Here is a 22,293-nt window from a genome sequence, read left to right as displayed (position 1 = left end):
TGCCATTAAGGCATACGGGGCAACAGGGGTCAATTATTCGAAATGTAAAATTCTGTCAACGATTAATCTACTGATTGTTATGTTTAATAATAACTTTATTTACGCTACTGATAATTAGCACAAAAGTAGGGTTAAAAAATGTGAATATTCTTCCCCGGCATTAATCTCTTTGATTTAAGTCAAATCTCCCTCGCCATGGCTTACTAAAATCTTTCCTCCTTTCGTGTAAGCGTTATTTCGTCAGCACGACAATGTCGTCAGGTTGGATGCCTGTCTGAACTGCCCTGGATGAGCGGCTTAACTATGGCATCTATGACTATTTTCGCGTTTTACAAAAAATATAAAGACCGTTGGTGGATGCTGCCATTGATCCTGCCAGTGGTTCTACTGCCCCTCGCACGCCTTGCCTCTACCTACACCCAGGTTCAGGGGAACATAGTGGTGCTCTATTACATGCCGCTGGCGTTCTTATTGTCACTGATGCTCTTTTACGGCACGGCGGCGATACCTGGCATCGTGATTACGCTCTTTCTGCATTACTACCCTTTGGTGGGGGGGTACGAAACCACCGTGGTGATTGGCCATTATTTGATTCCGATAATCCTCAGCTGGGGCGGTTATCGGGTTTTTGCTCCTCGTCGCAATCAGGTCTCCTATGGTGATGCGCGGCTGATGGCGCAGCGGCTGTTCTGGCAGATGTTCTGTCCTGCCACAATATTCCTGATGCTGTTTCAGTTCGCCGTCTATCTTGGCGTCTATAAGACACGTTTTGAGCTGGCGGGAATCAGCATCCCCGGGATCCGCTCGCTGATTAATTATCAGGGCTTACTGGTCGGCTGCCTGACGGGCGTGCCATTCTGCTATCTGCTCATCCGCATCCTTCGCCACCCCCGCTATTTGCGAAGCCTGCTGTCGCAGATTGTGGGCCAGATCGACCGTAAGGTGACGGCGACGGAAGTGGCTATCTGGCTGGCGGCAACCAGCGCACTGCTGGCCTTGCTCCTGTGGCCTATCACCGAAAACAGCACCATCTTCAGCACCAACTACACGCTGTCGCTGCTGATGCCGGTGATGCTGTGGGGATCGATGCGCTTCGGCTATAAGTTGATGTCCCTCATCTGGACGCCGGTTCTGATTATCTCTATTCACTTTTTTGACAGCTATATCCCCCGGGCACAGGGGTACGACATTCAGCTCACCATCACCTCCTCCAGCTATCTGGTCTTTACCTTCGTGGTGGTTTACATGGCGATGCTGGCGACACGGCAGCGGGCGATTAATATCCGCGCCAGACGGCTGGCGTTTCTCGACCCGGTGGTGCATATGCCAAACCTGCGGGCACTCAACCGCGCGCTGGGCAAAAAGCCCTGGTCGGTGCTCTGCTTCCTGCGTATCCCGGAGCTGGAAGTGCTGGGGCGCAACTATGGCGTCCTGCTGCGTATTCAGTACAAACAGAAACTGGCGGCGTGGATTAATGACTATCTGCAGCCGGACGAGTGCGTCTATCAGCTGTCGGGGCACGATCTGGTGATGCGGCTGAACACCGAGTCGCATCAGTCCCGCATTGACGAACTGGATGTACACATCAAGCGTTTCCGCTTCCTCTGGGACGGAATGCCGCTCCAGCCGCAGGTGGGGGTCAGCTTCTGCTACGTGCGTTCGCCGGTGGTGCATCTTTATCTGCTGCTGGGCGAGCTGAGTACCATTGCGGATCTCTCCCTGGCGACCAATCACCCGGAAAACTTACAGCAACGGGGTGCCATCAATTTGCAACGCGGTCTGAAAGACAAAGTCGCGATGATGAACCGCCTGCAGCGTGCGCTGGAGAAAGATGAATTTACCCTGCTGGCGCAGCCGGTAAAGGGGATACGCGGCGATGACTATCACGAGGTGCTGCTCCGTCTGCAAAACGATGGCGCAGAGCTGATTTCGCCCGATGAGTTTCTGCCTGTCGCACAGGAGTTTGGTCTCTCTTCGCGTATCGATCTGCTGGTGCTGGAGAAGACATTACAGTTTATGGCTGACAACCGCGAGACTCTGCCTGGGCAGCGTTTTGCCATCAATCTGTCGCCGTCCTCCGTTTGTCGGGCGCAGCTGCCGCTGGAGGTGAGCCGCATGCTGCAAACCTATGCCATTGAGAGCTGGCAGCTCATCTTCGAGATCACCGAGAGCAGCAGTTTTGGCAACGCCGGGCTGGCTATGCAGACGATGAACCATTTGCAGGAGATGGGATGCCGGGTGGCGATTGATGACTTTGGTACCGGCTACGCCAGTTACGCCCGCTTAAAGAGCGTGGATGCCGATATCCTGAAGATTGACGGCAGCTTTATTCGTAACATCGTCAACAACAGCCTGGATTATCAGATTGTGGCCTCGATTTGCCATCTGGCACGAATGAAGAGAATGCTGGTGGTGGCGGAATATGTCGAGAGCGAGGAGATCCGCTGCGCCGCCGAGGCGCTGGGAATTGATTATTTCCAGGGGTATTTAATCGGCAAACCCGTACCGCTGGAGACGTTGCTACCCCTTCAGGCGCTCACGAAGAGCGCCTGAAGGGGATATTACGCGGCAACGTTCGGAGAGTGCTCTTCTTCGATTTTCAGGCACCAGCCAGTGACGGCGCTCCAGTACTGCTGCTCTCTTTCCAGATCCAGCAGCACCAGCGCGTTCTGGCTAAACCAGTCGTGCGGGAAGCTCAGCGTCCAGTGGTTATCGTCCGTGGTGAGCGTCAGCGTCGGCGGCGTGGTTGTCGCCTGACGCTGGTTGTTGAGCAGCACGCCCAGACGTAACAGCTGGATCAGCGGCAGGAACTGTTTTTTCTTGAACAGCGTAAAGCGCGGCAGCTCGTCCAGCTTAACGGCTTTACGATGATAGCGAACCAGCGAGGCCATCATAGTTTGCTGCTCCTGGTTGAAGCCAGGCAGGTCGCTATTTTGCAGAATGTAGGCCGAGTGGCGGTGCATCCCGCTGTGATTGATATTCAGCCCGACTTCGTGCAGCATCGCCGCCCACTTCAGCAGGGCCGCCAGCTGCGGATGCGCCAGTTTCGGGTTCTGGGTTTCCCACTGCTCATACATATGGGTCGTGGTTTCCAGCACGCGTCTCGCCTGCTCGCGGTCGATGTTGTACTGATTCGCCAGGCTCTGCGCGGTACGGCTGCGAATATCCTGATGGCGGAACCGGCCCTCCATCTCATACAGCACGCCTTCGCGCAGCGCGCCGTCAGACAGGCGCAGCTCACGGATAGCCAGCGCATCGAACACGCCGCACAGGATCGCCAGACCCGGGACAAACACCGCTTTGCGCTCTTCCGAGAGGCCCGGCAGGCTCAGGGCATCAAAGCTCTTATGCTTGATCACCTCTTCCATCAGCATCGACAGACGCTCCGGGGTGATAAAACCGTCTTTCTCGCCCATTTCCACCAGTACTTCATGGGCGGCTTTGATGGTACCCGAGGCACCGAGTGCCACGTTCCAGCCCTGCAGTCGATACTGCCAGGCAAGCGACTCCAGCTTTTGCACCGCGGCCATGCGCGCGCGCTGGAAGTTTTCCCGGCTGATGGCGCCGCCCGGGAAGTAGATTTGTGCGAAACTGACGCAGCCCATCCGGCGGCTTTCCACCAGATGCGGCTCAAAGTTTTCGCCAATCACCAGCTCGGTAGAGCCACCGCCGATATCGATCACCAGCTTGCGGCCTTTTTCGGGCTGAGTATGTTCCACACCCATGAAAATCAGACGGGCTTCTTCATTGCCCGAAATGATCTCGATAGGGTAGGGGATCACCTGCTCCGCGCGCTTTAAAAAGTCCGTGGCGTTCGATGCCTGGCGCAGGGTATGGGTCCCGACGATGCAGACGCTCGACGGGGTGAAACCCTGCAGGCGTTCGGCAAACAAAGACAGGCAGTTCAGCCCGCGCTCCATCGCCTCTTCGCTGAGCATGTTGTCTGCACCCAGGCCGTCAGCCAGGTGGACGCGCTGTTTCAGACGACCGATGATCTGCATTGCGCCATCTACCTCACGGGCAATGACCATGTGGAAGCTGTTAGAACCAAGGTCGACCGCAGCAAACTCCTGCGGTCGTGGGGTCTTATCGTTTATCGGCATAGGTTAATCGGGTTGCTCGAGTGATTTGATATAGTCGTAAATCGCCAGTTGTGACCGCACCTTACGGCGGTTGCCACGCGGCACATAGCGGTTACTCAGTTCTTTATCGATATACCGTGCTTTCACGGTATCGTTTAACAGTAAATCAATAATATCAATAACTTGTTGCTTAAGTCGTGGATCGAGCAGCGGCGTCGCGACCTCGATACGATAGTCGATGTTGCGGGTCATCCAGTCGGCAGAAGAGAGGTAGACCTGCTTATCGCCACCGTTCTCAAAAATATAGGTGCGATCGTGCTCGAGGTAACGGTCAACGATGCTGATGACGCGAATATTGTCGCTGATACCCTCAAGCTCGGGGATCAGGGAGCACATGCCGCGGATCAGCAGATTGACCGGAACGCCTGACCCGGAAGCGGCATACAGGCGATCCACCAGCCCTTTATCGACCAGATTGTTGAGTTTCAGCGTAATGCCGGAAGGCAGGCCTTTCTGGGCATTGGCGATCTCACGGTCGATCATGTCATACAGCAGCCGACGGGAGTTCTGCGGCGACACCAGCAGATAGTCGAAGCTGACCGGACGATACGGGTTCTCAATGAAGTTAAAGACCCGGCGCACCTCGTTGGTGATGCGCGCATCGGCGGTGAGCAGGGAGTAGTCGGTATAAATACGCGCTGTCTTCTCGTTGAAGTTACCGGTACCGATGTGGGCATAACGCACCACGTCGTCTCCCTCTTTACGGGAGATGAGGAACAGCTTGGCGTGGATCTTCAGTCCCGGAGCCGAGAAGATCACGTGCACGCCCGCTTCGGTCAAACGACGAGCCCAGTGAATGTTGGCCTCTTCGTCGAAGCGTGCCTGCAGCTCCACCACCACGGTCACTTTCTTCCCGTTGTGGGCGGCATGGATCATCGCATCGATAATGCGCGAGTCTTTCGCCACGCGGTAGATGTTGATTTTGATCGCCAGCACGTTGGGGTCAAACGACGCCTGGCGCATCAGCTCCAGCACGTGCTCAAAGGTGTGGTACGGATAGTAGAGCAGGACGTCGCGCTCGCGAATGGCGTCGAAGCCGTTGCGGAACTTATCGAACCAGATATGGCGCAGGCGCGGCAGCGGCTTGTTCACCAGGTTGGCTTTGCCGACGTTCGGGAAGCCGATAAAGTCTTTGAAGTTGTGGTAGCGGCCGCCCGGCACGATGGAGTCGTAGCGGGAGATGGTCAGCTTTTCGCGCAGCATCTCGACCATCGCGTCCGGCATATCGCGCTGATAGACAAAGCGCACCGGCTCGGCGGTCAGACGCTGCTTGAGGCTGGAGGACATCAGCTCCATCAGGCTGGCTTCCATCTCATGCACCAGATCGTACTCGGCGTCACGGGTCATCTTCATCGAATAGGCGTTCAGGGCATCGTAATCGAAGAAGCCCTTGAAGATGTCGTCCAGGCAGTAGCGCAGGATGTTATCCAGCAGGATCATCGGTTTGCGACGACGCGGCGTTTCCGGTGGCAGGTTGACGAAGCGCGGCACCTTGTCCGACGGGATCTCCAGCAGCGCATAGCGAATGCTGTCGCCGCGGATAATCTCCACCGCCAGATAGGTGTAGTCATCCTTCAGAAACTGCACCAGGTCCGTTTCGCGGTTAATCAGAATCGGGGTGATGTGCTGACGCAGATAATGTTTGAAATAGTGGCGCAGCCAGCTCTGCTGGTTAACCGAGAGCTGTCGCTCGTTGATCAGGAAGATTTGATTGCGAGCCATCTCCAGCAGCAATTCGTTATACAGGCTGTCAAATTCCTGATCGGCTTTCAGGACCCGGGACTGGATCTTGCCAAGCAGATGACGCGAATTCGAGTTTAAACCCTGCTCTTCGCTAATGATGATTCGACGCTTCAGTTCAGCAAAGCGAACTTTATAGAATTCGTCCAGGTTATTGGAGTAAATCCCCAGAAAACGCATGCGCTCAATCAGCGGGTTACTTTTATCCGCCGCTTCCTGAAGCACGCGCTCGTTGAATGCTAACCAGCTTAGCTCTTTCTCGATGTATAACTTTTCCTGACCCATTACTACTCACACTCCAGTTCAATCACAGGACGTGGCAAATCCGTCTCGCCTTTATTATGGCGAGCATTTCCACTATATGTCCAACTGTGTCAGAAAAGTATGACAGTTAAATTTATTCTTGAGGGAAAAGAGAGGGTTGGCGGCATAGCCCTGGCGGGCCAGCGCTAAGGTAGGCCGGGTAAGCGTCGCGCCACCCGGTAAAAAACTACTCTTCTGCGGCATGTCCTTGCGGAGGTAACGGCGCACCGTCCAGCCAGGCGGCACCGTTGCGCATCTCCAGGCGGCCGTCAACAAACCAGCTCACTACCAGCGGGTAGATGGCATGCTCCTGGGCCTGAACCCGGGCGGTGACATCTTCTTCGCTGTCGCCTTCGAACACCGGCACTTTCGCCTGCAGGATCACCGGGCCACCGTCCAGTTCGTCGGTGACAAAATGGACCGAGGTGCCATGCTCCTCGTCGCCATTGTCCAGCACCTGACGGTGGGTATTCAGGCCGGGATATTTTGGCAGCAGGGAAGGGTGGATATTCAGCAGGCGGCCGGCAAAGTGCGCCACAAACGCCGGGCTGAGGATCCGCATATAGCCAGCCAACACCACCACATCCGGTGCGTAGGCGTCGATCTCCTGCACCAGCTCGCGGTCAAAGGCCTCGCGGCTGGCAAACTGAGAGGCGCTGAGCGCATGCGCCGCAATGCCCGCTTCGCGGGCACGCTCAAGGCCGAACGCATCGGCCTTGTTACTGAATACTGCGCGGAGGGTGCCGTTGATCTTCTTCTGTTTGCAGGCATCGATGATAGCCTGCAAATTACTTCCGTTACCGGAAATGAGCACCACTATGTTTTTCATTCAATGACCACACGCTGTTCGGAATCAGATGCTTTGATGATACCGATTTTCCACGCATTTTCACCTTTGGCCTGCAGCAGCGCCAGGGCTTTGTCCACTTCGCTGGCCGGCAGGGCGATCAACATCCCTACGCCGCAGTTGAAGGTGCGATACATTTCATGATCGCTGACGTTACCGGCATCCTGCAGCCAGTTAAACACCGCTGGCCACTGCCAGGATGATTCGTCGATGACGGCCTGGGTGTTGTCCGGCAGCACGCGCGGAATATTTTCCCAGAAACCGCCACCGGTCAGGTGAGCGATAGCGTGAACATCCACATTCTCGATCAGTTCCAGAATGGATTTCACATAGATGCGGGTCGGTTCGAGCAGGTGATCGGCCAGCGGTTTGCCTTCCAGCTCGGTGGTCAGCGGGTCGCAGCCGCTCACTTCGACAATTTTACGCACCAGCGAGTAGCCGTTGGAGTGCGGGCCGCTGGAACCCAGCGCAATCAGCACGTCGCCGTCGGTCACTTTGCTGCCGTCAATGATTTCGGATTTTTCGACCACGCCCACGCAGAAGCCGGCAACGTCGTAATCTTCGCCGTGATACATCCCCGGCATTTCAGCAGTTTCGCCGCCGACCAGTGCACAGCCAGACTGCAGGCAGCCTTCCGCGATACCGCTGATCACGCTGGCTGCGGTGTCGACGTCCAGCTTGCCGGTCGCGTAGTAGTCGAGGAAGAACAGCGGCTCAGCGCCCTGAACCACCAGGTCGTTTACGCACATAGCGACCAGGTCAACGCCGATGGTGTCGTGGCGTTTCAGATCCATCGCCAGACGCAGCTTGGTGCCCACGCCGTCGGTGCCCGAGACCAGGACCGGTTCACGGTATTTTTGCGGCAGCGCGCACAGGGCGCCGAATCCTCCCAGCCCACCCATCACTTCCGGGCGGCGGGTTTTTTTAACTACCCCTTTGATACGGTCAACCAGCGCATTACCTGCGTCAATATCTACACCGGCATCTTTGTAGCTGAGAGAAGTTTTGTTGGTCACGGCTCAAGTCCCCACGCGATTGCATTGCGATAGTAAGAAAAATCGGCGCAATTCTAACAGTCCAGGCAAACGTTTGCGAGCCCATTCTGCAACAGAAAAAAGCGACCCTGAAATTCCTGACAAAATCGTAGCCTGGGGCACAAACTTGAACCCGTTCACGAAAATGAAACCGGGTACATTCTTATGCTTGCAACCCCTTAGCTGAATGCACATCATTTCACTGAAACCGGTTTCTGTACTCTTTTTTGCCGATAATTAACGCTGAATGAGGGATATCGCATGTCAGGATTCAAAGAGGGTTTTCTGTGGGGCGGCGCGGTGGCGGCGCATCAACTTGAAGGCGGCTGGCAGGAGGGCGGGAAGGGCCCAAGCGTCGCAGACGTAATGACCGCAGGCGCGCACGGCGTCCCGCGCGAAATCACCGACGGCGTGCTGCCGGGCAAAAACTACCCCAACCATGAAGCCATCGATTTCTATCACCGGTACAAAGAAGATATCCAGCTGTTCGCGGAAATGGGCTTTAAATGCTTCCGTACCTCGATTGCCTGGACGCGTATTTTCCCCAAAGGCGACGAGCAGCAGCCCAACGAAGCGGGCCTGCAGTTTTACGACGATCTCTTTGATGAGTGCCTGAAGCACGGCATCGAGCCGGTAATTACCCTCTCGCACTTCGAAATGCCTTATCACCTGGTGAGCGAATACGGCGGCTGGCGTAACCGTAAACTGATCGACTTCTTTGTGCGCTTTGCCAGCGTGGTGTTTAAGCGTTATCAGCACAAAGTGAAGTACTGGATGACCTTCAACGAAATCAACAACCAGGCCAACTTCCACGAGGATTTCGCCCCGTTCACCAACTCTGGCCTGCACTATCAGCCGGGCGAAGATCGCGAGCCGGTCATGTTCCAGGCCGCGCACTACGAGCTGGTGGCCAGCGCCCTGGCGGTCAAAGCCGGACGCGACATCAACCCGTCCCTGCGTATCGGCTGCATGATCGCCATGTGCCCTATCTATCCGCTGACCTGCGCCCCGGACGACATGATGATGGCGATGAACGCCATGCACCGCCGCTACTGGTTCACCGACGTGCACGTGCGCGGCGCTTATCCGCAGCATCTGCTGAACTACTTTGCCCGTCGTGGTTTTGAGCTCGATATCACCGAAGAGGATAAAGCGGCGCTGAAGCAGGGCTGCGTGGATTACATCGGCTTCAGCTACTACATGTCGTTTGCCACCAAAGTGACAGCGGATAACCCCCAGCTGGATTACGACGAAAGTAAGAGCCTGGTCTCCAACCCCTACGTGCAGAAATCGGACTGGGGCTGGCAGATTGACCCTGTGGGGCTGCGCTACTCCCTGAACTGGTTCTGGGACCACTACCAGCTGCCGCTGTTTATCGTCGAGAACGGTTTTGGCGCTATCGACGTGCTGGAGAGCGACGGGACGGTGAACGACCAGTACCGCATTGACTATCTCAGCGCCCATATCCGCGAGATGAAGAAAGCGGTGGTGGAAGATGGTGTGGATCTGATGGGTTACACCCCGTGGGGCTGTATCGATCTGGTCTCTGCCGGCACCGGCGAAATGAAAAAACGCTATGGCTTTATCTACGTCGATAAAGATAACGAAGGCAAAGGCACGCTGAATCGCAGCAAGAAAAAATCATTTGCCTGGTATCAGAAGGTGATCGCCAGCAACGGCGAAACGCTTTAATGCCCGGCGACGCTGCGCTTGCACGGGCCTACCGGTTGTGTAGGCCGGGTAAGCGCAGCGCCACCCGGCAAAAAACCGCCCCAAAGCCGGAGATCCCTCTCCGGTTTTTTTTGTCTCTTTTATACTCTCAGCAGCCTGTTATTCACTTTGGTTGATCCCGGTCAAGCAAGATGGGTATGGCGCTGTCCGAAAAAAGCGGTATAATCCGGCGATTTTTTTTGTGGCTGCCACCCGAAGGAGAAAGAGAATGAAGATTGTGGAAGTGAAACACCCACTCGTTAAACACAAGCTGGGCCTGATGCGTGAGCATGACATCAGCACTAAGCGCTTTCGTGAACTGGCTTCTGAAGTTGGCAGCTTACTGACCTATGAAGCAACCTCCGATCTGGAAACCGAAAAGGTGACCATTGAAGGCTGGAACGGCCCGGTACAGGTTGAGCAGATCAAAGGCAAAAAAATTACCGTTGTGCCAATCCTGCGTGCGGGTCTGGGCATGATGGAAGGCGTGCTGGAGCACGTTCCGAGCGCGCGTATCAGCGTGGTCGGGATCTACCGTAATGAAGAAACCCTGGAGCCCGTGCCGTACTTCCAGAAGCTGGTTTCCAACATCGACGAGCGTATGGCGCTGGTCGTTGACCCGATGCTGGCTACCGGTGGTTCGATGATCGCCACTATCGACTTGCTGAAAAACGCGGGCTGCAGCAGCATTAAGGTGCTGGTCCTGGTTGCCGCGCCGGAAGGCATTGCCGCGCTGGAAAAAGCGCACCCGGACGTTGAGCTGTACACCGCCTCTGTCGATCAGGGTCTGAACGAGCACGGGTACATCATCCCGGGCCTCGGCGATGCCGGCGATAAGATTTTTGGTACTAAGTAATCGCATAACGATAAAGAAGCCGACTTTGATAGTCGGCTTTTTTTTGAATAAAACACACACAACCAATAATACTCAGAGGAAAACACTATGACGCGCCGTGCTATCGGGGTGAGTGAAAGACCGCCGCTTTTACAGACAATCCCGCTTAGTTTGCAGCACCTGTTTGCGATGTTTGGCGCAACCGTGCTGGTGCCAATCCTGTTCCACATTAACCCGGCCACCGTGCTGCTGTTTAACGGCATCGGGACGCTGCTGTACCTCTTCATCTGTAAAGGGAAAATCCCGGCCTATCTGGGCTCCAGCTTTGCCTTTATCTCCCCGGTGCTGTTGCTGCTGCCGTTAGGTTATGAAGTGGCGCTGGGCGGTTTTATCATGTGCGGCGTGCTGTTCTGCCTGGTGGCTTTCATTGTGAAGAAAGCAGGCACCGGCTGGCTGGATGTGATGTTCCCGCCTGCGGCAATGGGCGCAATCGTTGCCGTCATCGGTCTTGAGTTAGCCGGTGTGGCGGCGAACATGGCGGGTCTGTTGCCAGCCGACGGTCAGGCACCGGATACCAAAACCATTATCATCTCGCTGGTGACGCTGGGCGTAACGGTCTTTGGCTCGGTGCTGTTCCGCGGTTTTATGGCGATTATCCCGATCCTGATTGGGGTGCTGGCGGGCTATGCGCTCTCCTTCGCCATGGGTGTGGTGGATACCACTCCGATTGCCCAGGCCCACTGGTTCGCGCTGCCAACCTTCTACACCCCGCGCTTTGAGTGGTTTGCGATCTTCACCATCCTGCCTGCGGCGCTGGTGGTCATTGCCGAGCACGTCGGCCACCTGGTGGTCACGGCGAACATCGTCAAGCGCGACCTGATCCGCGACCCGGGCCTGCACCGCTCGATGTTTGCTAACGGCTTCTCGACCATCATCTCCGGTTTCTTCGGCTCAACGCCAAACACCACCTACGGTGAGAACATTGGCGTGATGGCGATTACCCGCGTGTACAGCACCTGGGTTATCGGCGGCGCGGCGATTATCGCTATCCTGCTCTCCTGCGTGGGTAAACTGGCGGCAGCCATCCAGATCATCCCGGTGCCGGTGATGGGCGGCGTTTCGCTGCTGCTGTACGGGGTAATCGGTGCGTCCGGTATCCGCGTCCTGATCGAATCCAAAGTCGATTACAGCAAAGCGCAGAACCTGATCCTGACCTCGGTGATCCTGATTATTGGCGTCAGCGGTGCCAAGGTTCACATTGGCGCGGCCGAGCTGAAAGGCATGGCGCTGGCGACCATCGTCGGTATCGGCCTGGCCCTGATCTTCAAACTGATCTCCGTTCTGCGCCCGGAAGAGGTAGTCCTGGACGCCGAAGAGAGCGAAAAAGTCTCTCATTGATCCTGCAACCGGGCGGCCGATCCGCCCGGTTCTCTCCCCGCTTGTTCCGTGTTAAACTCTGTGCCGATTCCGAGTTAGACCTGGTTGAGGTATTTCTGAACGCACCGGCACAGCTCTCTTTGCCACTTTATCTTCCCGACGACGAAACTTTCGCGAGTTTCTGGCCGGGTGATAACCCCTCTTTACTGGCTGCACTGCAAAACGTGTTGCGCCAGGAGCACAGCGGTTACATCTATATCTGGTCACGCGAAGGCGCGGGACGCAGCCATCTGCTGCACGCTGCCTGTGCCGAACTCTCCCAGCGCGGGGATGCGGTCGGCTATGTACCGCTGGATAAACGCACCTGGTTCGTGCCGGAAGTGCTCGACGGGATGGAACAGCTGTCGCTGGTCTGCATCGACAATATCGAATGCGTGGCGGGGGATGAGCTGTGGGAAATGGCGATTTTTGATCTCTATAACCGCATCCTGGAGTCCGGGAAAACCCGGCTGCTGATCACCGGCGATCGCCCACCCCGTCAGCTGAATCTCGGTCTGGCCGATCTGGCTTCGCGTCTCGACTGGGGGCAAATCTACAAATTACAGCCGCTTTCCGATGAAGACAAACTGCTGGCGTTGCAATTGCGGGCGCGGTTGCGGGGGTTTGAACTGCCGGAAGACGTGGGGCGTTTTCTGTTAAAGCGGCTGGATCGCGAGATGCGTACGCTGTTTATGACCCTCGATCAGCTGGATCGGGCATCCATCACCGCCCAGCGTAAGCTCACCATTCCGTTTGTGAAAGATATTCTCAATCTATAGGCCCGGCGCACGCAGGCTACCGGGCTATTTCATGCTTACTTCACAATCTCAAGTACCTGTTCAGGCGGACGGCCAATCCGCGCTTTGCCGTTAGCCACCACAATCGGGCGCTCGATCAGCTTCGGATTATCCACCATCGCCTGAATTAACGCCTCTTCACCGAGCGTACTGTCAGCCAGCCCCAGCTCCTTGTAAAGCTCCTCTTTCTGGCGCATTAACGCTCTGGCGCTGCTCATCCCCAGCTGGCTTAACAGCGTGCGAAGGGTGTTTGCATCCGGCGGCGTATCCAGATAGAGCACCACCTGCGGCTCAATGCCGTTGGATTTCAGCAGGGTCAGGGTTTCGCGGCTCTTTGAGCAGCGAGGGTTGTGGTAGATCGTAACCGCGTCAGACATCTCTTCTCCTTTACATCTTTTCATACGGACGGTAGCGCTGCTGCAGCTGGCGCAGCTGATCGATACGGGCATCGTAACGGGCCTGTTGCAGGCTGCCGAGTTTCACCTGCGAGCTGGCGCTGCTCAGCAAGGAGATAGCCTGGTCCAGGCGTCCGGCCAGGGCATAGCCTTCGGCGCGAGCCGCCAGCTCCTGATCGCGATGGCCAAGCGCGGATTCCACCTGGGCCAGCAGGTCCCAGCCGTTAGGATCATCTTTATTATTGAAGGTGTAGCGGTTGAGAAGGGGAGCGGCTTCCTGCGGCTGCCCACTCTGTAAGTAAGCATTCGCCAGGTTGAGTTGCAGCACCGGGTTGGTGCGCAATTCCCGGGCACCTTTCAGACGGTTGATCGCATCCTGGCCTTTTTTCTGGCCTAAATCGATGTCGGTGGCCAGATCGAGATACCAGGCGTTGTTCGATTCTGCGCTCAGCAGCGGCTGCAAATTCTTGCGGGCTTCATCATAGTTGCTGGCCTCCATCGCCTGTAATGCCCGGCCATACTGGGCCGCACGCTGTTCACGCACGTTGCCTTTGGCCAGCGCGTCCAGCAGATCGTTGGTCAGCTGGTTGCGCCCGGAATTGTACATGCCGAGGGTTCTCACCTTCGCCATGTAGAAATCTTCCGAGGACTGGACTACGACCGGACGCATCTGGTTGGCGCGGTTGCGGGCATCCGACAGACGGCTTTCCGGCAGCGGGTGAGTCAGCAGAATTTCCGGCGGACGCGACGAGTAGCGCGCCTGGTCGAGTAATTTTTCGAGGAAGCCCGGCATCGCCTGCGGATCAAACCCGGAGCGCTGCAGCACCTGAATACCGATGCGGTCGGCTTCCTGTTCGTTCTGCTGGGTAAAGCTGATCATCCCCTGACGGGTACCCGCCAGCGTACCGGTCAGCGCCGCCATGCCCGCCTGCGGGCTGGCCATCGCCAGCAGAATGGAGCCCAGGGCGCCCACCCAGGTCAGCGGAGCGCTGCGCTTCTGATCTTCCATCGCACGCGCCAGATGGCGCTGGGTGACGTGGGAAATTTCGTGCGCCATGACCGAGGCCAGCTGGCTTTCGTTATCGGCATAGCGGAATAACGCCGAGTGCAGCACCACATTGCCGCCGAAGAAGGCGAAGGCGTTGATCTCATCGTTATTGATTAAAAAGAAGTGGAAAGGGGTCTTCACCGAATCCGCATGGGAGACCAGACGCATTCCCAGGGAGTTGATGTACTGCACCAGCAGCGGATCGTTAATCAGCGGCGCACTGCCGCGCAGCTGGCGCACATAATAGTCGCCCATTTGCATCTCCTGACCAATGGAGAGCGTGCTGCCTGCCGAGGTGCCCATGTCAGGCAGCGATTCTGCCGAGTCAGCGAAGGCTGGCATCATCTGGCCGGCGGTCAGCGCAGCGATGAGCGTCGCAACCAACGTTTTTTTCAACTGCCTGAACATAACTTCTGTCCTGTCTGGTGGGTGTGCTAATTTGACCGAATAACCCGCATATCGTTCATCTGCGGCTGCTCTGCGAGTGTAGCCGCGTCAGGGCGATAAGAAAATCCCTCTTTTCAGGCTTTTGCGTTTTGTGACAGAGCAGGAAAAAGCGAAAGTCTTTTCATTGACTCTCCGATACAATTCACCCTTTACGTCCAGCCACCATCTTCAGGGAAGGGTTGCATGCTCGAGTTATTAATGCAGTGGTACCGCCGACGCTTTAGCGATCCCGAGGCCATTGCTTTGCTGGTTATTCTGGTTGCCGGATTTGGCATCCTCTTCTTCTTTAGCGGGCTGCTGGCCCCGCTGCTGGTGGCGATTGTGCTCGCCTATTTGCTGGAGTGGCCGACGGTCCGGCTGGAAAATATCGGCTGTTCCCGCCGCTGGGCCAGCATCATCGTGCTGGTCTTTTTTGTCGGTATCCTGCTGGTGATGTCCTTTGTAGTGCTGCCGATCGCCTGGCAGCAGGGGATCTACCTGATTCGCGATATGCCCGGCATGCTCACCAAGCTCTCTGATTTTGCCGCCACTCTGCCGCGCCGTTATCCGGCTCTGATGGATGCGGGCATTATTGATGCGATGGCTGAAAACATGCGCACCCGCATCATGACGATGGGGGATACGGTGGTGAAGTTCTCCCTCGCATCGCTGGTGGGCCTGCTGACGCTGGCGGTCTATCTGGTACTGGTGCCGCTGATGGTCTTTTTCCTGGTCAAAGACAAAGAGCAGATGCTGAACGCGGTGCGCCGCGTGCTGCCGCGTAACCGTGGTCTGGCAGGGCAGGTGTGGAAGGAGATGAACCAGCAGATCACCAACTATATCCGCGGCAAAGTGCTGGAGATGATCGTCGTTGGCATTGCCACCTGGATTGGCTTCTTTATTTTCGGCCTGAACTATTCGCTGCTGCTGGCGGTACTGGTGGGCTTCTCGGTGCTGATCCCCTACATCGGGGCCTTTGTCGTTACCATTCCGGTGGTGTGCGTGGCGCTTTTCCAGTTTGGTCTGGGCACCGAGTTCTGGAGCTGTTTCGTCGTCTATCTGATTATCCAGGGGCTGGACGGCAACCTGCTGGTGCCGGTGCTGTTCTCAGAAGCGGTGAACCTGCACCCGATCGTCATTATTCTCTCGGTGGTGATTTTTGGCGGATTATGGGGATTCTGGGGGGTGTTCTTTGCCATCCCGCTGGCAACGCTGATTAAAGCGGTGGTACATGCCTGGCCGGATGTTCCGGCGGTTGAGGAGTAGTTTTTTGCTAAAAACGGCAACTCTGGTTGCCGTTTTGCGTTTACCTTCAGGCGTTCTCTTTCACCCAGTTCAACACCACGTCGTGGTGATTGCTGGTTTTGAAGTCATCAAACACATGTTCAACCTTACCCTCGGCATCGATCAGGAAACTGATGCGGTGGATACCGTCGTAGGTTTTACCCATAAAGGTTTTCTCACCCCAGATGCCAAACTCGCTGCAAACCTGATGGTCTTCGTCGGAGAGCAGCGTGAAGTTCAGCAGCTCTTTTTCGGCAAAGCGAGACAGCTTTTCAGGCTTATCGGTACTGATACCCAGCACGTCTACGCCGGCATTTTTCAACTCGTCCATGTTGTCGCGTAGACCGCACGCTTGTACGGTACAGCCTGGCGTCATGGCTTTCGGGTAGAAATAGACCAGAACACGCTGTCCCTGGAAGTCGGTTAAATTTACTTGCTCACCGTCTTGATCGGGCAAGCTAAATTTCGGTGCGATGTCACCGGCTTTCAGTGGATTCATTACTCAACTCCGTCTTGTTCATGCTGGGAATAATTGACGACGTTTATACTGCCTTGCGCATTTAATTCTGTACAGAGGGCTTTGAACGCTTGCTCGATATTTGACGCATCCTGAGAGGCCGGGCTGTGCGCGGTGATCTGGATAAACAGTTTAGGGATAGTGTCGCCTTCACCCGGCTGGGTACGGGAGACCAGCTCGGCAATGTTCATCTGATGGCTATCAAACAGGGCGGTAAAGCGTTCGATTAAGTGCGGGGAGTCAGTCACTTCCACCTGCACCCAGACGGTTGCCGGCAGGGCCGGCTGCGGGCGAGCGGTGGTACGCTTCATCACGATCAGCAGATCCAGCTCTGCGCCTTTTAACGGCAGGGTCGATTCAATTAAGGTGATCGCATTCCACGATCCGGAAAGCAGCATGATGAAGGTGAACTCTTCTCCCAGCATCGCCAGGCGGCTGTCTTCAATGTTGCAGCCGCAGCTACTGACGTGGCGAGTGATGGTGTTCACGATCCCCGGCCTGTCGGCACCCAGCGCAGTGATAACCAGGTGATGTTGTGATGAGGTTGTCAAACCTGTTCTTCCTTTGCGTGGTTTAGTCTTTCTAAGGAAAGCATAAAAAAAACCGGCATACAATAACCTGGAGGCCTCATGTCCCTTGCTTTTATTACAGCACCAAACGTACCATTGAGAATCTTGTACGCACAGAGGATGGCCCATGTTCACGGGAAGTATTGTTGCGCTTGTTACACCGATGGATGAGAAAGGTAATGTCTGCCGGTCAAGCCTGAAGAAACTGATTGATTATCATGTCGCCAGCGGAACCTCGGCGATTGTTTCGGTAGGGACTACCGGTGAATCTGCTACGCTGAGCCATGAAGAGCATGGCGAAGTGGTCATGATGACCCTCGAACTGGCTGACGGGCGTATCCCGGTTATTGCCGGTACGGGTGCCAATGCGACCGCCGAAGCCATCAGCCTGACCCAGCGTTTCAACGACAGCGGCGTAGTGGGTTGCCTGACGGTAACGCCTTACTACAACCGCCCAACGCAGGAAGGTCTGTTCCAGCATTTCAAAGCCATCGCGGAACATACTGACTTGCCACAAATCCTGTATAATGTGCCGTCACGCACTGGCTGCGATATGCTGCCAGAAACGGTTGGCCGCCTCGCGAAAGTAAAAAATATTATCGGTATTAAAGAGGCGACCGGGAACTTAAGCCGTGTTCACCAGATCAAAGAGCTGGTTTCAGACGACTTTATTCTGCTGAGCGGTGATGATGCGACCTCGCTGGACTTTATGCAGCTCGGCGGCCACGGCGTAATTTCCGTGACCTCCAACGTTGCAGCCCGCGATATGGCTGAAATGTGTAAACTGGCCGCTGCCGGTCATTACCAGGAAGCACGCGTGATTAACCAGCGTCTGATGCCGCTGCACAACAAATTATTTGTCGAACCCAATCCGATCCCAGTGAAATGGGCATGTAAGGAGTTGGGACTTGTAGCGACCGATACGCTGCGCTTGCCGATGACCCCGATTACCGACCACGGTCGCGAAACGGTCACCAGCGCGCTGAAGCATGCCGGTCTGCTGTAAAGTTTAGGGAGATTTGATGGCTTACTCAGTACAGAAGTCGCGCCTGGTGAAGGTTGCGGGTGTTTCGCTTGTTATGCTGCTCGCGGCCTGTAGCTCAGATTCACGCTACAAGCGCCAGGTGAGCGGTGACGAATCCTATCTGGATGCTGCGCCGCTTGCTGAACTTCATGCGCCCGCTGGCATGATCCTGCCGATTCAGAATGGCGACTACAACATTCCGGTCACCAACGGAAGCGGCGCGGTAGGCAAAGCGCTTGATATCCGTCCACCGGCACAGCCGCTGGCTCTGGTGAGCGGGGCGCGTACTCAGTTCACCGGCGATACCGCGACGCTGCAGGTTGAGAACGCGCGTAATGCCACGCTGTGGCCGCAGGTGGTCAGCGTGATTCAGTCGAAGAACTACACCATCACGCAACGCGACGACGCCAGCCAGACGCTGTCGACAGACTGGATCGAATGGACCCGTCTGGATGAAGATCAACAGTACCGTGGACGTTATCAAGTCTCTGTTAAACCTCAGGGTTATCAGCAGGCGGTCGTGGTTAAGCTGCTGAACCTGGAGCAGGCGGGCAAGCCTGTCTCAGATGCGGCTTCCCTGCAGCGCTACAGCACCGAGATGCTTAACACCATCGCGGCGGGCCTCGACAAAAACGCAACCGATGCTGCCAATGCTGCTCAGAGCCGCAATGGCGCAACCTTCGACGTGCAGAGCGCTGCCGACGATACCGGTCTGCCAATGCTGGTCGTACGTGGTCCGTTTAACCAGGTCTGGCAGCGTCTGCCTGCCACCCTTGAGCGCGTTGGCATGAAAGTGACCGACAGCACCCGCTCAACCGGCAGCATGGCGGTGACCTACAAGCCGCTGTCTGACAGCAACTGGGAAGAGCTGGGCGCACGCGATCCGGGTCTGGCTTCCGGCGACTACAAGCTTCAGGTCGGCGATCTGGACAACCGTAGCAGCCTGCAGTTTATCGATCCGAAAGGTCATACCCTGACCCAGTCGCAGAACGATGCGCTGGTCGCTGTCTTCCAGGCGGCATTCAGCAAATAAACAGGAGGGCTGGTTAATCCAGCCCTTTTTATTTTCGTGCTACGCAAACGTGTGCGTGGCATAATATCGCCAGTTTTGAACAGAAATCATCACACCAGGAGTAATGAAGATGCAGAAGCAAGCTGAGTTGTATCGTGGCAAAGCGAAAACCGTATACAGCACGGAAAACCCGGATCTGTTGGTGCTCGAGTTCCGCAATGATACGTCAGCAGGAGATGGCGCGCGCATTGAACAGTTCGATCGTAAAGGGATGGTGAACAACAAGTTCAACCACTTCATTATGAGCAAGCTGGAAGAAGCGGGTATCCCGACGCAGATGGAAGCGTTGCTGTCCGATACCGAATGTCTGGTGAAAAAGCTGGATATGGTACCGGTGGAATGTGTCGTCCGTAACCGCGCCGCAGGCTCTCTGGTGAAGCGTCTGGGTATTGAAGAGGGTATCGAACTTAGCCCGCCGCTGTTCGACCTGTTCCTGAAAAACGATGCTATGCACGATCCGATGGTCAACGAATCTTACTGCGAAACCTTCGGCTGGGTGAGCAAAGAGAACCTGGCGCGCATGCAGGAGCTGACGTTCAAAGCGAACGACGTGCTGAAGAAGCTCTTTGACGACGCGGGCCTGATCCTGGTCGACTTCAAACTGGAATTCGGATTGTACAAAGGTGAGGTGGTTCTGGGTGATGAATTCTCCCCGGATGGCAGCCGCCTGTGGGACAAAGAGACGCTGGATAAAATGGACAAAGACCGCTTCCGCCAAAGCCTGGGCGGCGTGATTGAAGCGTACGAAGCCGTTGCCCACCGTCTGGGCGTTAAACTCGACTAATCCCGCCTTACCGCCAGAGGGACGCCTGTCCCTCTGGCATCTCATCCTTGTTTGCAGTGGTAATCTTGCCCCGAACCGCCTACGATCATATTTATTATTATGATGATATTTTCGAGGTGGTTATGCGCTGGCAAGGGCGTCGTGAAAGTGACAATGTGGATGACAGACGTAGCAGCGGGGGCCCGTCCATGGGCGGCCCGGGCTTTCGGCTACCGGGCGGCAAGGGCGGTATCATTATCCTGCTGGTGGTTGTGGTGGCAGGCTACTACGGTGTCGACCTGAGCGGCCTGCTGACCGGGCAACCGATGCAGCAGCAACAGTATCAATCTCCGCGCTCTATCAGTCCGAACGAAGATGAAGCCGCGAAGTTTACCTCGGTGATCCTCGCCACGACGGAAGATACCTGGGGCCAGCTGTTCGATAAAATGGGCCGGACTTACCAGCAGCCGAAGCTGGTAATGTACCGCGGTGCGACGCGTACCGGCTGCGGGACCGGGCAATCGGTGATGGGGCCGTTCTACTGCCCTGCCGATTCTACCGTCTATATCGATCTCTCCTTCTACGATGACATGAAACGCAAGCTGGGCGCCGATGGCGACTTTGCCCAGGGCTACGTCATCGCCCATGAAGTGGGTCACCACGTGCAGAAACTGCTCGGGATCGAGCCTAAAGTCCGTCAGCTTCAGCAGAACGCCAGCGAGAAAGAGGTCAATGCGCTGTCGGTGCGTATGGAGCTGCAGGCCGACTGCTTTGCCGGCGTCTGGGGCCACAATATGCAGCAGCAAGGGGTGCTGGAAGCGGGCGATCTGGAAGAGGCGCTCAATGCCGCCAACGCCATTGGCGATGACCGTTTGCAACAGCAAAGCCAGGGGCACGTCGTGCCGGACAGCTTTACGCACGGGACCTCTGAACAGCGCTACACCTGGTTCAAAAAAGGTTTTGATGGCGGCGATCCGGCCCAATGCAACACCTTCGGTAAGGCCATGTAATCCACAATGTCAGGGATGAGTTTATTAGATCTACCTGAACAACTGGCGCGGGAAGGGCACCGGCGACTGCTGGTGCTCAGCGGGGACGAAGCCTGGACACAGCAGCAGGCGCTGCGGCTGAAAGAGGCCTGTCCCGGCGACTGGCTGTGGGTAGGCGACGATACTCCCCAGCCCCCGTCCTGCTCGCCCCAGGCGCTGAATCAGCTGCTGGGCCGCGAGTTTCTCCATGCCATCTTCGATGCCCGTCGGGGTTTTGACGTCTCGGCTTTTGCGGCCGTAGGCGGCACCTTGCGTGCCGGAAGCGTGATGGTGTTACTCACGCCCGCCCTGGCGCTTTGGCCGCAGCAAGTCGATCGGGACTCGCTGCGCTGGAGCGACCGGGCCGAGCCGATCCCCACGCCACGCTTTATTGAACATTTCTGTCGCCATATCGCCCGCGATCCGCAGGTTATACGCTGGCAGCAGGGCGCGCCTTCTCCCCGTATGCACAGGGTAGCTGCTCACGACTGGCACCCTGCCAGCGGTGAGCCACAGCGCGAGCAGGCCGCGATCCTCGACCATCTGATGACGATGCCCGAAGGGGTCGCCGCCGTGACCGCAGCGCGCGGGCGCGGAAAGTCGGCGCTGGCGGGCATGCTGCTGCAACGTATTGCAGGCCACGCCATTGTGACGGCCCCCGCCAGAGCCGCAACGGAGGTTATCGCCCGCTTCGGTGGCGACCGCTATCGCTTTATGGCCCCTGACGCGCTGCTGGCTTCGGACGAGCGCGCCGACTGGCTGATCGTCGATGAGGCGGCAGCGATCCCCGGCCCGCTGCTGGCGCGGCTGGTAACACGCTTCCCCCGGGTGCTGCTGACCACCACGGTGCAGGGCTATGAGGGCACCGGCAGAGGCTTTCTGCTGAAATTCTGCGCCCGTTTTGCCGGGCTGCGTTACTTCACCCTGAATGAACCCGTGCGCTGGGCGGTGGGCTGCCCGCTGGAGCGCATTATCGCCGAGGTGCTGCTGTTTGATGACGAACCCGGCGAGAGTGTCCCGCAGGGGCATATCATCTGTTCGCCGCTGGAGCAGGAGGCCTGGAGCCGTGACCCAGAGGTTCCGGCGGCGGTCTATAAACTGCTCTGTGCCGCCCACTACCGGACCTCACCCCTCGACCTGCGGCGCATGATGGACGCGCCGGGGCAGCATTTTGCCGTCGCCCGTGCCGGAGAGAACGTCTGCGGCGCGCTGTGGCTGGTGGAGGAGGGCGGTCTGAGCCCGGCACTCAGCCAGGCGGTGTGGGCTGGCTACCGCCGTCCACGCGGCAATCTGGTGGCGCAATCGCTGGCGGCGCACGGCGGCTCGCCGCTGGCTGCCACCCT

The 22,293-nt window shown here is 56.8% G+C and carries 19 protein-coding genes; 11 read left to right on the top strand and 8 right to left on the bottom strand.

The window, feature by feature from the left end; translation table 11 throughout:
- Positions 1-312: 312 nt before the first annotated feature.
- Positions 313-2,553, top strand: coding sequence for an EAL domain-containing protein (locus V7Q49_RS23080; protein WP_333855624.1), 2,241 nt, complete (start codon positions 313-315; stop codon positions 2,551-2,553).
- 8 nt (positions 2,554-2,561) lie between these two features.
- On the opposite strand, the gene ppx is transcribed toward V7Q49_RS23080, so the two are convergent.
- The 4 genes from ppx to purM all read right to left on the bottom strand — a co-directional run bounded on the left by ppx (position 2,562) and on the right by purM (position 8,048).
- Positions 2,562-4,103 (bottom strand): exopolyphosphatase, encoded by a 1,542-nt coding sequence (ppx, locus tag V7Q49_RS23075; RefSeq protein WP_333855589.1) that lies wholly within the window; start codon positions 4,101-4,103, stop codon positions 2,562-2,564.
- Positions 4,104-4,106: 3 nt separating this feature from the next.
- On the bottom strand, positions 4,107-6,167 hold the full coding sequence (gene ppk1, locus V7Q49_RS23070; protein WP_333855587.1) for a polyphosphate kinase 1: 2,061 nt from the start codon (positions 6,165-6,167) through the stop codon (positions 4,107-4,109).
- A gap of 205 nt (positions 6,168-6,372) precedes the next feature.
- Complete coding sequence (purN, locus tag V7Q49_RS23065; protein WP_333855586.1) at positions 6,373-7,014, bottom strand: phosphoribosylglycinamide formyltransferase; 642 nt, start codon at positions 7,012-7,014, stop codon at positions 6,373-6,375.
- On the bottom strand, positions 7,011-8,048 hold the full coding sequence (gene purM, locus V7Q49_RS23060) for a phosphoribosylformylglycinamidine cyclo-ligase (RefSeq protein WP_333855584.1): 1,038 nt from the start codon (positions 8,046-8,048) through the stop codon (positions 7,011-7,013). The genes purN and purM overlap by 4 nt, the downstream gene beginning before the upstream one ends.
- A 279-nt stretch (positions 8,049-8,327) precedes the next feature.
- Here purM and V7Q49_RS23055 point away from each other — a divergent pair, with 279 nt between their 5' ends.
- From V7Q49_RS23055 to V7Q49_RS23040, 4 genes are all read left to right on the top strand, one after another.
- The gene (locus tag V7Q49_RS23055; protein ID WP_333855583.1) at positions 8,328-9,758 is read left to right on the top strand and encodes a 6-phospho-beta-glucosidase; all 1,431 of its coding nucleotides are present in this window, start codon (positions 8,328-8,330) and stop codon (positions 9,756-9,758) included.
- 247 nt (positions 9,759-10,005) lie between these two features.
- Positions 10,006-10,632 carry a uracil phosphoribosyltransferase gene (upp, locus tag V7Q49_RS23050; RefSeq protein ID WP_154128364.1) on the top strand — a complete coding sequence of 209 codons (627 nt, stop codon included), beginning with the start codon at positions 10,006-10,008 and terminating at the stop codon, positions 10,630-10,632.
- Between the two features lie 87 nt (positions 10,633-10,719).
- Positions 10,720-12,009 carry a uracil permease gene (uraA, locus tag V7Q49_RS23045; protein WP_333855579.1) on the top strand — a complete coding sequence of 430 codons (1,290 nt, stop codon included), beginning with the start codon at positions 10,720-10,722 and terminating at the stop codon, positions 12,007-12,009.
- Between the two features lie 95 nt (positions 12,010-12,104).
- Entirely contained in the window at positions 12,105-12,806 is a 702-nt protein-coding gene (locus V7Q49_RS23040; RefSeq protein WP_333855622.1) for a DnaA inactivator Hda, read from the top strand.
- A 35-nt stretch (positions 12,807-12,841) separates the two neighbouring features.
- On the opposite strand, the gene arsC is transcribed toward V7Q49_RS23040, so the two are convergent.
- Both arsC and bepA read right to left on the bottom strand, forming a co-directional pair.
- Positions 12,842-13,201, bottom strand: a complete 360-nt coding sequence (gene arsC, locus V7Q49_RS23035) for an arsenate reductase (glutaredoxin) (protein ID WP_333855577.1) — start codon at positions 13,199-13,201, stop codon at positions 12,842-12,844.
- Between the two features lie 10 nt (positions 13,202-13,211).
- Complete coding sequence (gene bepA / locus V7Q49_RS23030; RefSeq protein ID WP_333855575.1) at positions 13,212-14,675, bottom strand: beta-barrel assembly-enhancing protease; 1,464 nt, start codon at positions 14,673-14,675, stop codon at positions 13,212-13,214.
- 222 nt (positions 14,676-14,897) lie between these two features.
- Here bepA and V7Q49_RS23025 point away from each other — a divergent pair, with 222 nt between their 5' ends.
- Complete coding sequence (locus tag V7Q49_RS23025) at positions 14,898-15,959, top strand: AI-2E family transporter (protein WP_333855573.1); 1,062 nt, start codon at positions 14,898-14,900, stop codon at positions 15,957-15,959.
- A 46-nt stretch (positions 15,960-16,005) separates the two neighbouring features.
- Here V7Q49_RS23025 and bcp read toward each other — a convergent pair whose 3' ends face one another.
- Together bcp and V7Q49_RS23015 are read right to left on the bottom strand one after the other, a co-directional pair.
- Positions 16,006-16,476, bottom strand: coding sequence for a thioredoxin-dependent thiol peroxidase (bcp, locus tag V7Q49_RS23020; RefSeq protein ID WP_333855571.1), 471 nt, complete (start codon positions 16,474-16,476; stop codon positions 16,006-16,008).
- A complete protein-coding gene (locus V7Q49_RS23015) occupies positions 16,476-17,045 on the bottom strand; it encodes a glycine cleavage system transcriptional repressor (protein WP_333855568.1) in 570 nt (189 codons plus the stop codon). Before V7Q49_RS23015 ends, bcp begins: the two co-directional genes overlap by 1 nt.
- Positions 17,046-17,190: 145 nt before the next feature.
- On the opposite strand from V7Q49_RS23015, the gene dapA reads away from it, so the two are divergent.
- The 5 genes from dapA to V7Q49_RS22990 all read left to right on the top strand — a co-directional run.
- Entirely contained in the window at positions 17,191-18,069 is an 879-nt protein-coding gene (gene dapA / locus V7Q49_RS23010) for a 4-hydroxy-tetrahydrodipicolinate synthase (RefSeq protein WP_142486664.1), read from the top strand.
- 16 nt (positions 18,070-18,085) lie between these two features.
- A complete protein-coding gene (gene bamC, locus V7Q49_RS23005; RefSeq protein ID WP_333855566.1) occupies positions 18,086-19,120 on the top strand; it encodes an outer membrane protein assembly factor BamC in 1,035 nt (344 codons plus the stop codon).
- A gap of 109 nt (positions 19,121-19,229) precedes the next feature.
- On the top strand, positions 19,230-19,943 hold the full coding sequence (purC, locus tag V7Q49_RS23000; protein WP_333855564.1) for a phosphoribosylaminoimidazolesuccinocarboxamide synthase: 714 nt from the start codon (positions 19,230-19,232) through the stop codon (positions 19,941-19,943).
- A gap of 122 nt (positions 19,944-20,065) precedes the next feature.
- Positions 20,066-20,932, top strand: a complete 867-nt coding sequence (gene ypfJ / locus V7Q49_RS22995; protein ID WP_333855562.1) for a KPN_02809 family neutral zinc metallopeptidase — start codon at positions 20,066-20,068, stop codon at positions 20,930-20,932.
- A 15-nt stretch (positions 20,933-20,947) separates the two neighbouring features.
- Positions 20,948-22,293: tRNA(Met) cytidine acetyltransferase TmcA (locus V7Q49_RS22990; RefSeq protein ID WP_442913095.1), on the top strand; the 1,346-nt coding region annotated here is incomplete at its 3' end.

The organism is Leclercia sp., from assembly GCF_036780805.1.
In the GTDB taxonomy this organism is placed as follows: domain Bacteria; phylum Pseudomonadota; class Gammaproteobacteria; order Enterobacterales; family Enterobacteriaceae; genus Enterobacter.
The sequence above is the reverse complement of the archived record's forward strand: the minus strand, read 5'-3'. Positions and strand labels throughout refer to the sequence as shown.

Excerpts from the sequence above, each read along its gene's own strand:
- bcp (WP_333855571.1), bottom strand. The coding sequence starts at position 16,476 with ATGAATCCACTGAAAGCCGGTGACATCGCACCGAAATTTAGCTTGCCC.
- bamC (WP_333855566.1), top strand. The coding sequence starts at position 18,086 with ATGGCTTACTCAGTACAGAAGTCGCGCCTGGTGAAGGTTGCGGGTGTT.
- V7Q49_RS23080 (WP_333855624.1), top strand. The coding sequence starts at position 313 with ATGACTATTTTCGCGTTTTACAAAAAATATAAAGACCGTTGGTGGATG.
- upp (WP_154128364.1), top strand. The coding sequence starts at position 10,006 with ATGAAGATTGTGGAAGTGAAACACCCACTCGTTAAACACAAGCTGGGC.
- V7Q49_RS23055 (WP_333855583.1), top strand. The coding sequence starts at position 8,328 with ATGTCAGGATTCAAAGAGGGTTTTCTGTGGGGCGGCGCGGTGGCGGCG.
- dapA (WP_142486664.1), top strand. The coding sequence starts at position 17,191 with ATGTTCACGGGAAGTATTGTTGCGCTTGTTACACCGATGGATGAGAAA.
- bepA (WP_333855575.1), bottom strand. The coding sequence starts at position 14,675 with ATGTTCAGGCAGTTGAAAAAAACGTTGGTTGCGACGCTCATCGCTGCG.
- purC (WP_333855564.1), top strand. The coding sequence starts at position 19,230 with ATGCAGAAGCAAGCTGAGTTGTATCGTGGCAAAGCGAAAACCGTATAC.
- ppk1 (WP_333855587.1), bottom strand. The coding sequence starts at position 6,167 with ATGGGTCAGGAAAAGTTATACATCGAGAAAGAGCTAAGCTGGTTAGCA.
- arsC (WP_333855577.1), bottom strand. The coding sequence starts at position 13,201 with ATGTCTGACGCGGTTACGATCTACCACAACCCTCGCTGCTCAAAGAGC.
- ypfJ (WP_333855562.1), top strand. The coding sequence starts at position 20,066 with ATGCGCTGGCAAGGGCGTCGTGAAAGTGACAATGTGGATGACAGACGT.
- V7Q49_RS23025 (WP_333855573.1), top strand. The coding sequence starts at position 14,898 with ATGCTCGAGTTATTAATGCAGTGGTACCGCCGACGCTTTAGCGATCCC.
- uraA (WP_333855579.1), top strand. The coding sequence starts at position 10,720 with ATGACGCGCCGTGCTATCGGGGTGAGTGAAAGACCGCCGCTTTTACAG.
- purN (WP_333855586.1), bottom strand. The coding sequence starts at position 7,014 with ATGAAAAACATAGTGGTGCTCATTTCCGGTAACGGAAGTAATTTGCAG.
- ppx (WP_333855589.1), bottom strand. The coding sequence starts at position 4,103 with ATGCCGATAAACGATAAGACCCCACGACCGCAGGAGTTTGCTGCGGTC.